At 38.0% G+C, this 12,311-nt stretch carries 13 protein-coding genes and 2 other annotated features; of the genes, 1 reads left to right on the top strand and 12 read right to left on the bottom strand.

Features of this window, described 5'->3' with window-relative positions:
- Positions 1–28: 28 nt before the first annotated feature.
- The 10 genes from NAG76_13075 to NAG76_13030 form a co-directional block, all read right to left on the bottom strand.
- On the bottom strand, positions 29–574 hold the full coding sequence (locus NAG76_13075) for a peroxiredoxin (protein URN92777.1): 546 nt from the start codon (positions 572–574) through the stop codon (positions 29–31).
- A gap of 643 nt (positions 575–1,217) precedes the next feature.
- Positions 1,218–2,297, bottom strand: coding sequence for a 3-isopropylmalate dehydrogenase (gene leuB / locus NAG76_13070; GenBank protein URN92776.1), 1,080 nt, complete (start codon positions 2,295–2,297; stop codon positions 1,218–1,220).
- 287 nt (positions 2,298–2,584) lie between these two features.
- The gene (gene ilvC / locus NAG76_13065) at positions 2,585–3,577 is read right to left on the bottom strand and encodes a ketol-acid reductoisomerase (GenBank protein ID URN92775.1); all 993 of its coding nucleotides are present in this window, start codon (positions 3,575–3,577) and stop codon (positions 2,585–2,587) included.
- 520 nt (positions 3,578–4,097) lie between these two features.
- Positions 4,098–4,589: an acetolactate synthase small subunit gene (gene ilvN / locus NAG76_13060; protein ID URN92774.1), complete on the bottom strand. Its 492-nt coding sequence runs from the start codon at positions 4,587–4,589 to the stop codon at positions 4,098–4,100.
- Complete coding sequence (ilvB, locus tag NAG76_13055; GenBank protein ID URN92773.1) at positions 4,586–6,331, bottom strand: biosynthetic-type acetolactate synthase large subunit; 1,746 nt, start codon at positions 6,329–6,331, stop codon at positions 4,586–4,588. Before ilvB ends, ilvN begins: the two co-directional genes overlap by 4 nt.
- A gap of 66 nt (positions 6,332–6,397) precedes the next feature.
- Positions 6,398–6,676, bottom strand: a binding site (T-box leader).
- 122 nt (positions 6,677–6,798) lie between these two features.
- Positions 6,799–7,149, bottom strand: a complete 351-nt coding sequence (locus NAG76_13050) for a hypothetical protein (protein ID URN92772.1) — start codon at positions 7,147–7,149, stop codon at positions 6,799–6,801.
- Positions 7,150–7,293: 144 nt separating this feature from the next.
- Positions 7,294–7,653 (bottom strand): 50S ribosomal protein L20, encoded by a 360-nt coding sequence (rplT, locus tag NAG76_13045; protein URN92771.1) that lies wholly within the window; start codon positions 7,651–7,653, stop codon positions 7,294–7,296.
- Between the two features lie 44 nt (positions 7,654–7,697).
- Positions 7,698–7,898, bottom strand: coding sequence for a 50S ribosomal protein L35 (gene rpmI, locus NAG76_13040; GenBank protein ID URN92770.1), 201 nt, complete (start codon positions 7,896–7,898; stop codon positions 7,698–7,700).
- Positions 7,899–7,931: 33 nt separating this feature from the next.
- A complete protein-coding gene (gene infC / locus NAG76_13035; protein URN96835.1) occupies positions 7,932–8,429 on the bottom strand; it encodes a translation initiation factor IF-3 in 498 nt (165 codons plus the stop codon).
- 47 nt (positions 8,430–8,476) lie between these two features.
- Positions 8,477–8,635: a sequence feature (ribosomal protein L20 leader region), on the bottom strand.
- 87 nt (positions 8,636–8,722) lie between these two features.
- Positions 8,723–9,952, bottom strand: a complete 1,230-nt coding sequence (locus tag NAG76_13030; protein ID URN96834.1) for a glycosyltransferase — start codon at positions 9,950–9,952, stop codon at positions 8,723–8,725.
- A 391-nt stretch (positions 9,953–10,343) separates the two neighbouring features.
- On the opposite strand from NAG76_13030, the gene NAG76_13025 reads away from it, so the two are divergent.
- The gene (locus NAG76_13025) at positions 10,344–10,910 is read left to right on the top strand and encodes a phosphatase PAP2 family protein (GenBank protein ID URN92769.1); all 567 of its coding nucleotides are present in this window, start codon (positions 10,344–10,346) and stop codon (positions 10,908–10,910) included.
- 200 nt (positions 10,911–11,110) lie between these two features.
- Here the strand turns inward: NAG76_13025 and trmB are convergent, their stop codons facing one another.
- Together trmB and NAG76_13015 are read right to left on the bottom strand one after the other, a co-directional pair.
- Positions 11,111–11,824, bottom strand: a complete 714-nt coding sequence (trmB, locus tag NAG76_13020; GenBank protein URN92768.1) for a tRNA (guanosine(46)-N7)-methyltransferase TrmB — start codon at positions 11,822–11,824, stop codon at positions 11,111–11,113.
- 278 nt (positions 11,825–12,102) lie between these two features.
- A complete protein-coding gene (locus NAG76_13015; protein URN92767.1) occupies positions 12,103–12,297 on the bottom strand; it encodes a hypothetical protein in 195 nt (64 codons plus the stop codon).
- Positions 12,298–12,311: the final 14 nt, after the last annotated feature.

Here is a 12,311-nt window from a genome sequence, read left to right as displayed (position 1 = left end):
GATCTTTTGTACTAATTAACAGTACTAATTATACGTTAAGGTTAGCTTGTCCTGGTTTCCAGTTAATTGGGCAAAGACCACCAGATTGAAGAGCTTGAAGTACACGAAGCGTTTCATCAACGCTACGACCTACATCATTGTGGTTAACCACTTGATATTTGATTTCGCCTTCTGGATCGATAATAAATAGACCACGAAGAGCAATACCTTCTTCTTCAATAAGAACACCATAGTCAGCCGCAACACTCTTAGTGATGTCAGAAGCCAATGGGAAGTTCAATTGACCAAGACCATTGCTCTCAACTGGAGTAGTGATCCAAGCTTTATGAGTATGCTTACTATCGATAGAAACACCAAGAATTTCAGTGTTCAATGCTTTAAATTGATCAGCAGCTAGGCTAAGTGCTGTAATTTCAGTTGGGCATACAAAAGTGAAATCGAGTGGGTAGAAGAAAAATACTAACCATTTACCTTTGTAATCAGAAAGTGAAACAGTACCGAAATCAGAACCATCACCAAGTGCAGTTTCCATTGTAAAATTAGGTGCTTGACGACCTACCAAACGTTCAGCCATTATAATTTCCTCCTCGTATGCTATCTATCTTGTTCATGTAGTTATCTATGATATTCATAAAAATGACCACTGATAAATATTATCATTACAAAAGATTAGTGTCAAGATTATAAACAATATTTATTTGTAATTATTATAATTAAACAAAAAAGGTCATCATTTTTTCACATAATGATGACCTTTTTATTAGAATTTTTATGACCTTTTAGAAATATCAAAATAATTAGAATAAGCAGTTAACGTAGACCAATTTATTTGGACTCCATTTGAATTTATAATACCTGAAAATGGTTTACTTGTTGTATAAGCATAAGGTACACTTCCGGGTATACCTGCTGGTCCTTGAGGCCCTCTCGGACCCATTTCTCCAGGGTCGCCTTTATCGTCTTTATCAAAAAATGGTGTATTCGTTACCTTTCACATTAATCTTACTCCCCTAGATACTTTATTATTTTGGGGCACGAACAAACTATAGTCAGCCAATCTTCCAATGGAGTAATTTCATTATATATGCCATAAAAGGTATGCAATTTATATTACAAAATAAAGAGGAATCTAGAGAAGTAACTATCTCCAGATTCCTCGATACAACAATTAGCATTAAATAATTGCTGATTTACTTATTTGATAACTATAGAAAATATTATTTTTTCATCGCAGCGATAATTAGATCGCCCATTGCTGTTGTTCCAATTGCTTGGCTCTTATCAACTGCAATATCTCCAGTACGGTGACCAGCATCAAGTACTTCTTTTACAGCATCCTCAATCGCTTGAGCAGCTTCATGATAACCGAATGTAAGACGGAACATAAGTGCTACAGAAAGAATTGTTGCGATTGGGTTAGAAATACCTTGTCCAGCAATATCAGGTGCAGAACCATGTACCGGCTCGTACAAACCGAAGCTACCTTCGCCTAATGAAGCGGAAGAAAGCATTCCAATTGAACCAGTAAGCATCGCTGCTTCATCAGAAAGAATATCACCAAACATATTTTCAGTTACGATAACATCAAAGCTAGAAGGACGACGAAGTAACTGCATTGCACAGTTATCAACAAGTACGTGCTCTAGTTCAACTTCTGGATATTCAGCTGAAATTTTGATAACAACTTCACGCCATAGACGAGAAGATTCAAGAACGTTTGCTTTATCTACAGATGCAAGACGTTTGTCACGAGTCATTGCGATATCGAACGCTTGACGAACAATACGCGAAATTTCCATCTCATTATATGCACAAGTATCTACTGCCTCGATACCAAATTCAGTTTCACGACGGAATTTCTCTCCGAAGTAAATACCGCCAGTAAGTTCACGAACTACGATTAGATCAGTACCTTCAAGTACTTCTGGTTTCAAAGTTGATGCATCTTTTAAGCAGTCAAACACATTTGCCGGTCGAATATTAGAGAATAGACCTAATGCTTTACGGATACCTAGAAGACCAGTTTCAGGACGCAGATCGCCAGGGTTACTATCCCATTTAGGACCACCTACAGCACCTAACAATACTGCATCTGATGCTTGACATAGATCCAATGTTTCTTGTGGAAGTGGAGTTCCTTTTTCGTCGATTGCAATACCACCGAAAAGAGCTTCTTCAGTTTCAAATTTATAACCAAAAAGTTCTTCTGTTTTTTTCAATACTTTCAAAGCTTCTCCAACTACTTCAGGACCAATTCCATCTCCGCCAAGTACGGCGATTTTTTTAACTTCAGACATCATTAACACTCCCCAGACTATTTGTATTAATTGAAATAGATTCATTAATAATTATACATTCATTTAACCATAAATTATTTCCTTTGACAAAGATATAAAATCTATCAACTCTATAGGTTTTATCTATAATTGTATAAATAAAAAAAGCACAAATTGGTTATACCCAGTTTGTGCTTTAGATGACTGTAATCAAAGATGTTTATTCTCGAAAGTATGAAAATAAACATCTAGCTCTATATCGTTGGATATAGAGCTGACGTATCATTCAAAATCAATCGGAAGATTGATTATTTTTTAATCCAGTGCATAAGTTTACGAAGTTCTTTACCAGTTGTTTCAAGTTGGTGCTCGCTCTCGTTACGACGAGTAGCGTTCATCATTGCAAAACCAGATTGGTTTTCAAGGATGAAATCACGTGCGAAGCGACCTGATTGAATATCTTCAAGAACAGCTTTCATAGCTTTTTTAGTTTCGCTAGTAACAACGCGAGGACCACTTACATAGTCACCGTATTCAGCTGTATTAGAGATGGAATCACGCATAGTAGCAAGTCCACCTTCATACATCAAGTCTACGATTAATTTAAGCTCATGTAGACACTCGAAGTATGCCATTTCTGGAGCATAACCAGCTTCAACTAGAGTTTCAAAACCAGCTTTAACTAGCTCAGAAGCACCACCACAAAGAACAGCTTGCTCACCGAATAGGTCAGTTTCTGTTTCTTCTTTGAAAGTAGTTTCGATAACGCCTGCACGAGTACAACCGATACCTTTAGCATAAGCAAGGCCAAGTTCTTTCGCATTACCAGTAGCATCTTGGTGAATAGCGATTAGACCCGGAACACCAAAACCTTCTTCATACGTACGACGAACCATATGACCTGGAGATTTTGGAGCAACTAGGAATACGTCTTTGTCTGCAGATGGTTTGATTTGTGCGTAGTGAACGTTGAAACCGTGAGAGAACATAATTGCAGCGCCCTCTTTAAGGTTTGGTTCGATTTCTTCTTTGTATACACGAGCTTGAGTCTCATCTGGAAGAAGAATTTGAACGATATCAGCAATTTTAGTAGCTTCTGCTACTGTAAGTACCTCAAAACCATCTTTTTTAGCAACGTCAGCTGATTTACCAGGACGAAGACCGATAACAACTTTCGCACCGCTATCACGAAGGTTTTGTGCTTGTGCATGACCTTGGCTACCGTAACCGATAACCGCGATTGTTTTTCCATCTAAAATACTAAAGTTTGCATCTTTTTCATAGTACAATGTAACTGCCATTTGTATAATTGCCTCCTTTAATGTGACCCTTTTGAACGGGTATGTAAGACGAAGAATGGTCTTCCCCTCACATCCCCGTTCAAATTGGGGTAAAAAACTAATATTTATAAGTTCATAAACTACCAACCCATTGGACAAGTCCAATGATAAACCTGAATAAGCTAATCATACTCCAAAGCAAACAAAACATCCAATCCAAGAAATTGGAGAGTCCAATTGCAAGGACTACTCAACTCAGCATTCTTTGAAGCTTGCACCAAGAAATTGGAAATCGAATTACGAGGTAATGCTTATGTTTATCAATCTCTAAAGCCTCCACCAAGAAATTGGGAAACCCAATTGCGAGGTAATGCATACGCTACAGAAGACTTCGAAGCGGTCAAAGCTTTCAGCACCGAGAAGGTTGGACGATGCAAGACTTTTAGGAGCGTAAGCGTACGTTATTGGTACGTGCGCACCGAAAAGTTGCAGTAGCGTTCAAGATTCGATGCCGAATACTCTCCCCTGAGTTACATCGTGATCAAAGCTTTGACACATTTCCACGGTTGAGGGCGGTTACCCCAGTCCTCGAAACCTCACGAATACCGTATGGTTTAAGCAATTCAATCATCGCATCGATTTTTTCAGTATCGCCAACAACTTGTACCATTAACGTATTTGTAGCGATATCTACTACAGATGCTCTGAATGTATCAACAACGCCAAGAACTTCTGGACGTGCTGATGGCTCAGCATTAACTTTAATTAATGCTAATTCGCGAGAAACCATGGCATTAGCACTTAAATCGATTACTTTAATTACATCAATTAATTTATACAGTTGCTTAATAATTTGTTCAAGCGTATGGTCATCGCCAGTAGAAACGATAACCATACGAGACAAACCCACCTCTTCAGAGGCACCAACCGTAATACTTTCAATATTGAATCCACGACGACCGAACAGTCCAGATACACGTTGCAGAACGCCTGGCTGATCGTTAACAATTACAGCTACAGTATGTTTCTTCATTCTGCATCCCCCATGATCATTTGATCGATTGTGCTTCCTTGAGCAACCATCGGATATACGTTCTCGTCACGACGAACAACAAATTCTACTACCGCAGGTCCAGGATGATTCATAGCCTCTTCCCAAACTTTGCGAGATTCTTCTTTGTTCGTTGCACGGAAGCCTTTAACTCCATATGCTTCAGCAAGTTTAACAAAATCAGGACTACCAGCTAAGTCAATATGACTAAATCTGTTTTCGTGAATAAGCTCTTGCCATTGACGAACCATACCCAACACTTGGTTATTCAGAATAACAACTTTTACTGGGATGTTATTAATTGCACAGATCGCTAATTCTTGAGCACACATCTGCATACCGCCGTCACCGTTGATTGATACAACTAGACGATCAGGATTGGCCATTTGAGCACCAATTGCAGATGGGAATCCAAAGCCCATTGTTCCTAGACCACCCGAAGTAACCCATGAACGTGGTTTATTGAATTTATAATACTGAGCTGCCCACATCTGATGTTGACCAACGTCAGTTGTTACAATAGCATCACCATTAGTTGTTTCATGAATTAATTCAACAACCCATTGAGGCTTAAGTTCTGTATCTGAATCTTTGTATTGGAATGGATGTTGCTTCTTAGAAGCAAGCACTTCCTGTCTCCACTCATCTGCAAGATTAGCACGAGTTGCCGTTTGGTTTGCAACTTCAAGTACAGTTTTAACATCACCAACGATTGGAATGTCTGCATGCACGTTTTTACCAATTTCAGCTGGGTCGATATCGATATGAACAATTTTTGCAAGTGGAGCAAAACCACTTAGCTTACCTGTTACACGATCATCAAAACGAGCACCAATGTTGATTAATAAATCCGCTTTTTGTATTGACGTGTTTGCAGTGTAAGTACCATGCATTCCTGGCATTCCAAGCCATAAATCGTTACCACTTGGGAACCCACCAAGACCTAGTAGCGTAGTTGTAATCGGAATTTCTGTTTTCAGAACGAACTCAAGAAGTTGTTCATGAGCACCAGAGTAGACTACACCGCCACCAGCAAGAATGATCGGGCGTTTTGCTTCTTTAATTGCTTTAATCATTTTATCAACTTGCAGCTTATTCGGTGATACCGTTGGATTGTAGCCACGAATACTAACTTCGTTAACCGGCTTAAACAATGTTTTCGCAGCAGATACATCTTTAGGAATATCAATTAATACTGGACCTTTACGACCACTATTAGCAATATGGAATGCTTCGTGAATAACTCTTGGTAAATCTTCAACATCACGAACCAAATAACTGTGCTTCGTAATTGGCATTGTAATTCCTGTAATATCAGCCTCTTGGAAAGCGTCTGTACCGATTAATGTACTAATAACGTTTCCTGTAATTACAACCATTGGTACGGAATCCATATATGCTGTTGCGATACCTGTTACAAGATTTGTTGCTCCTGGTCCAGAGGTCGCTATACATACGCCTACTTTACCACTAGCACGGGCATATCCATCAGCTGCATGGATAGCGCCTTGTTCATGTCTTGTTAGTAGATGGTTGAAATCTGGATTTCCGTGCATTGCATCATATATATAAAGAACTGCGCCACCTGGATATCCGAATACACAATCTACTCCCTCAAGTAATAAGCTTCTTAGTAGTATTTCAGAACCTGAAATTACCTCTGGTTTAGAAAATTTTTCGATTAGCTCTTCTCTTGATTTCGTTGTAACGTTTGTTGTTGTCATTTATATTCCTCCTCTCGAAAACAAAAAAACCTTCCGTCTCTGCCCACAATCATTTTCATGAAAGTGTACAGGGACGAAAGGTTTATCTTCCGTGGTACCACCCAAATTCGTTATCCACTTCTCAGTAGACAACCTCAACAGGTAAGAGTCATGCATAAATAAACATGGAACTTCCTACCATAGGCACTTTAACGCTTGCCATGCGAATCCCCCTAATCAAACACTTTTCAGGGAAATAGCTCAGAGGCGACTTCGTAATATAGGGATTCTGGTATTGGTTTCAGCTAATCCAATACTCTCTGAGCAGTAGAGCCCTAAATACTTTTTCCTCATCATTGCCGATTGCTTTATATCGTAGATAGTATAAATATACATTGGATATTACTTTTCATTATTATATGACGATTAAACACATCCGTCAATAACCTATAGTTATTCTTTTATAAGTTTAACATTTTATTTCTATTTTATGCAAATCTACGTCTTCTGTGAAATCTTTTTCTACGTCTACATCTGTTACATCCACAAGGTCGACGACGCTGAAACCCGCAACCACAGCCACAGCGTCCACGACGTGCTCCACAGCATGAGCAAACTAGAAATGCTAATAGTCCAACTGCAATGATACCAAAAATAAAGAAACAAAATAAAAATTTAGTTTCTACTTTTTTATTATTATCTGCTGTAAGCGGCGCTAGAAATATACGATTTCCGTCTACCGCAACAAGTTTTCCTTTTACTTTTTTACCATTAGCTTTTTCAATATATATATGTTTACCTACATACTGTTCAAAGTCTTTCTTTGCTAAGTTTTTCACTTGATAAGACACCTCCTCTATTCGATAGGACAGTATATGCATCTTACCGCGGACAGGACTGTATGTATGTCCGTCTACACAACAAAAAAGGCTCTAATTATCTCATCAAAAAGATAATTAGAGCCTCTATTTAGAAGTTAACGACTAAGCGCCAACTTTTTCTTTTGCAACTTTTGCTAAAGAATTGAAAGATGCAATATCGTTAACAGCTAGTTCAGCTAACATTTTACGGTTAACTTCAACGCCTGCAAGTTTCAAACCATGCATTAATTTGCTATAAGAGATGCCGTTCATACGTGCAGCAGCATTGATACGAACGATCCAAAGTCTACGGAAATCACGTTTTTTGTTACGACGGTCACGGTAAGCATACATTAATGAGTGACCAACTTGCTCCTTAGCCGATTTAAATAAGCGATGCTTCGAACCAAAGTAACCTTTAGCTAATTTAAGAATTTTTTTACGACGACGTGTACGGACAAATCCGCCTTTAACTCTTGCCATGAATAGTAACCTCCTGAAGGTATAATCGATTTATTGTTCAATAATTATTTAAGATTAGAAAGACCTTGCTGAATACGACGAACGTCGCCAGCTGCCATCAATGGTTGACCAGCAAGAACACGTTTTTGACGTCCTGATTTGTGAGAAAGCAAATGGTTTCTGTAAGCTTTGTAACGTTTAACTTTACCTGTACCAGTAATTTTGAAGCGGTCTTTAAGACTGCTATGCGTTTTCATCTTGGGCATTGTAATTATCCTCCTTAAAAGTTATACATAAGTTTAGGCATTGCTTTTTGGTGCCAAAATCATAATCATGCTCCGGCCTTCAAGCTTAGGAGCGCGCTCAACATTGCATATTTCGGCAACCTCTTTTTGTAAACGATCTAAAATCTTTTTCCCTAAATCAGCATGTGCAATTTCACGACCACGGAAACGAACAGAAGCTTTCACTTTGTCGCCTTCGTTCAAGAATTTCACAACATTACGGAATTTAGTTTGATAATCATGTTCATCAATGTTTGCACGGAACCAAACTTCTTTTATATCAACAACTTTTTGGTTTTTGCGTGCTTCTTTTTCTTTCTTCTGTTGTTCATAACGGAACTTACCATAGTCCATAATACGACATACTGGTGGTTTCGCTGTTGGAGCAACGTTAACAAGATCAAGATTCAATTCAATCGCCATTTGTAATGCTTCACGTAATGGCTTGATTCCAATTTGTTCACTCTCTGGACCAACTAAACGAACCTCACGAGCGCGAATTTCGTCGTTGATTTGATGTTCTCTGCTAATAATGTTCCACCTCCAAATTATATTACCTGCACAAAAATATAGGATGCGAGTTCAATTGAACCCGCATCCTATAAACGTAATGTATCATCGAAATCGAATGTTTAACCATCCGATTATTCTGCATTCGTTCATCGCTACCAGTCAGTTCGTACCGAACAGGTGAGAAGCGGGTGCTTCTACTTGTGCAATGTATTCAATTAATAATCCTTAGATAATATATCATAACTCGGATCACATGTCAAACATTTGCCCATAATTACAACATATACTTCTGATTACTTACTTCTAACTTCTTCAATACGTACAACTCGTGTATGTTCTGTATGGCTCCATACTTTGTTGTTCTGTGTGAAGAACGCATAGAAAGTAATTGGGAACCATGAAATTAAGAAGAAAGGTAAAGTGAATAGATGGCCAAACATTTTCCACGACTTCACTTTTTCCATCATCATTGCTGCAGGGAATTGTAAAACTGCTGCACCGATAACAATGGTAAGGATCCAAAGTGGCATCGCACCATAGATTGAGAAAATTACATTGTCTGCTGGAATAATTATATCAATCCACAATATCACCGTTAATAAGAAACCTATAAGTGTATTGTATACAGAGAAAGAATAAACTGCAGCATCAACTTTTGTAAGATTACGTTCTTTAATCCCTGCCCATAATAGCGGGAAAAAGAATTTTTTAGCTACGTTGAAATGACCTTGCATCCAGCGTAAGCGTTGACGAGCTGATGCTTTAAAAGTAACCGGTTTTTCATCGTAAACTTTTGCATCATAATTCAAGACTGGGTATACGTTACGCTGCACACAACGCATAGAGAACTCTAAATCTTCAACTAAGCTCGTTGCACCCCAACCCATTTCTTTCAACAAGTTGGTATCGAAGCACATCCCTGTACCACCTAAGAAATTACTCATTTTCAAATTCGTACGAGATAACTGCCAAAGACGATTACAATACCAATACGTAATCGCATAAGCAGCTGTTACCCAAGAATCATCGGGATTTTTTGTATCAAGGTAACCTTGAATTACTTTGTAATCTGCACATAGATCATCATTCATTAAACTTAAGAAATCGTGGTTAACTAAGTTATCCGCATCAAACATGACAACTGCATCATATTGACGAGGCTTAGCCCATAATTCCTTCAACATCCATTCAATAGCGAATCCTTTACCACGTTGTTCTAAATTTGTTCGTTCGCAAGCATATACACCATGTTGGCGTACGATATCTGCTGTACCGTCCGTACAATTGTCACAGATTACAAAAACGTCATACAATTCAGTTGGATAATCCATTGCTTTTAGATTTTCAATTAACGCCCCTACTACTTTTTCTTCGTTATGCGCCGCTACAAGCACAGCGAATGATTTTTGCGGTTTCTGTTTTGGTCTACTTTTATTTTTCTTGAAACCAAACATTGATAAAGAAAATTGGTATACCGCAATGATTGCCAGCAGAACTTGAACTACAAGAAATGCTACTGTCATAACCATGTTGTATCGCCCCCTTTTAATACTCTTTCTCTCTGTGTTTGAAGAATTTTTATTATCCTTCATGAAACTTTAATAACCTTTTGATTGTGCATGGTAACTATCACTCTTGTCAAAATGAAAAAAAGGTCTATAATAGCCACATTAGGCTATAAAAGCGTTTGCATCGTGAACAATCTTCACTTTTCCTTTACAATGCTACGAAAACATCCCATTCTCACATATTTGACTTCAAGGAAAGGGATCATTCCGTTTATTTGTTAGGTTTACCATAATTAAAAGTTTCTATTACCCATACTTAAAACTAAAATGGTATAGTATACATGTAAAAAAGAACTCGATTACAACTTGAGTCATACTGAGTTTTATATTTGGAAGGATGTATCGAATGAAAAAATGGATTAGTCGGTTGAGGACCCATGAGGAACGATTGTTAATATGGGCCAATCGAAGACTATCACACCACATGGCATTTCGCTTTATGCATAATTGGATGAACATTATCACTCATCTTGGCGGAGCTACTTTTACCATTAGCTTTTCTTTATTGTTAGCTATTGCCGCAAAAGGCGAAATAGCTGCAATTGGTTGGAAATGCCTAACTACTTTGGCGATCAGCCATATTCCCGTCGCCCTATTAAAACATAAATTCAGACGTTTACGACCATATCAGTCCTTGCCTGATGTAAACATTGGCTTAAAGCCACTAGAAGATCCTTCATTCCCTTCTGGGCATACAACAGCCATATTTGCTCTGATTGTTCCAATTTTACTCAATGCTTCGTTATTACCTTTCATCGTTGTACCACTGGCATTAATTGTCGCATTATCTGTTGCTTGGTCACGTATGTATCTAGGATTACATTATCCATCAGATATTTTAGCAGGCGGAGTAATTGGCACTATCACTGCTTATGCTGTTGAATTTTTCTGGCATAGTTCTTCCGGGATCTAGCATCACTTGTCAACGTAGTAATTGATCGATAATAGCGAAAGAAATCATATTAAAAAAAGCTATCATGGCATAGTCTCCACATTGGGACATGCTACTGATAGCTTTTTTAGATTAAAATTTCTACATTATTTGTAGTGACTAGACAAAATCTTTGTTGTCTTTTGCAACTTTTTATACTCGTTCACCGTAAGATTAATTAACTACATACGGTATTTTGTTTTCTTTTGTTCGCGATGTTCTTTTAATACATCTTCACCAATAACAACTTCAACTCGGTGAATAGGTTGTCCTAGATGATAGAACTTCGTCTCGTATTCAGTAAATACAAGATCTTCACGGGGCTCGTCCTTATGAAGATTAAGCGAAATGTTGCGCATTACTAATTCCATATCTGCAAAACTATTCAATGAGAAATCAAACAATGATTGCGAGTCCGTTTTGAAATGAATTTCCCCACGAGTATTAAGTTTGTTTATATACTTTTCGACAAAGCGAGGATGAGTTAAACGACGACGCGCATGTTTGCTCTTTGGCCATGGATCACTAAAGTTAAGATAAATTCGTTCTAGTTCATTATCTTCAAACATCTCGTCGATATTTTCGATATTTGCACGAAGTAACGCTAAGTTTGGAGGTGTTTCTTCACCTTTTTCCTCCCAAGCAATACGGCCTTTCTCACTAGCACGACGAATAAGTTCATCATACATATCAACACCGATATAATTAATTTCAGGATTGCGTACACTCATTTGACTAATGAATTGACCTTTTCCCATCCCTAACTCTACATAGATCGGACGATCGTTACCAAAAAATTCATGCCATTTCCCTTTATATTGAGAAGCATCAAGCACACATAAGTCAGTTTGTGACTCTATGCTTTCAAGAATTCCTTTTCTCCCTCTAAGACGCATTGTTATATCTCCTTCATTATGTTCAAGTCCATAGTATTATCAGATATTATTGTGCCTAACAATTGCTTGCTTGTAAAGAACTTTCCGATTTATTATGCATATTACCAGATAAGTGCAGCAAAAGGAAAGATCAAAATTCCAGCTCGATACAATAGAACAACTTTTCAGATGACAACAAAAAAGACCGATACGGAAGAATCCCTCCTACCAGTCTTTAATATTATTATGTAGGCGACGTTACTGATGCTACAGCCGTCGCTCTTCGATTTAGTTAGCTGTTACAAATAATACGCACGCTCGTGAGAGCTATCTTTGTTCATCGTTTGTTCAAGTGCACTATTCAATTTTTTGTGAGCCGACACTTTCAAAGAATTGTTATCATTGAAACGCACTCCAGTTAGAGCAATAAGCTCCTTTACTGTAAGCTCAACAGTCAATACTTCATCGCCTTGTGGAATTTTTGTCATATTCATCTCTAATCACCTCA

Source organism: Candidatus Pristimantibacillus lignocellulolyticus (assembly GCA_023639215.1).
Classification (GTDB): Bacteria; Bacillota; Bacilli; order Paenibacillales; family Paenibacillaceae; genus Pristimantibacillus; species Pristimantibacillus lignocellulolyticus.
The sequence above is the reverse complement of the archived record's forward strand: the minus strand, read 5'-3'. Positions and strand labels throughout refer to the sequence as shown.

Excerpts from the sequence above, each read along its gene's own strand:
- ilvN (URN92774.1), bottom strand. The coding sequence starts at position 4,589 with ATGAAGAAACATACTGTAGCTGTAATTGTTAACGATCAGCCAGGCGTT.
- trmB (URN92768.1), bottom strand. The coding sequence starts at position 11,824 with ATGCGTCTTAGAGGGAGAAAAGGAATTCTTGAAAGCATAGAGTCACAA.
- NAG76_13025 (URN92769.1), top strand. The coding sequence starts at position 10,344 with ATGAAAAAATGGATTAGTCGGTTGAGGACCCATGAGGAACGATTGTTA.
- NAG76_13015 (URN92767.1), bottom strand. The coding sequence starts at position 12,297 with ATGAATATGACAAAAATTCCACAAGGCGATGAAGTATTGACTGTTGAG.
- leuB (URN92776.1), bottom strand. The coding sequence starts at position 2,297 with ATGTCTGAAGTTAAAAAAATCGCCGTACTTGGCGGAGATGGAATTGGT.
- rplT (URN92771.1), bottom strand. The coding sequence starts at position 7,653 with ATGGCAAGAGTTAAAGGCGGATTTGTCCGTACACGTCGTCGTAAAAAA.
- NAG76_13030 (URN96834.1), bottom strand. The coding sequence starts at position 9,952 with ATGACAGTAGCATTTCTTGTAGTTCAAGTTCTGCTGGCAATCATTGCG.
- rpmI (URN92770.1), bottom strand. The coding sequence starts at position 7,898 with ATGCCCAAGATGAAAACGCATAGCAGTCTTAAAGACCGCTTCAAAATT.
- NAG76_13075 (URN92777.1), bottom strand. The coding sequence starts at position 574 with ATGGCTGAACGTTTGGTAGGTCGTCAAGCACCTAATTTTACAATGGAA.
- ilvB (URN92773.1), bottom strand. The coding sequence starts at position 6,331 with ATGACAACAACAAACGTTACAACGAAATCAAGAGAAGAGCTAATCGAA.
- ilvC (URN92775.1), bottom strand. The coding sequence starts at position 3,577 with ATGGCAGTTACATTGTACTATGAAAAAGATGCAAACTTTAGTATTTTA.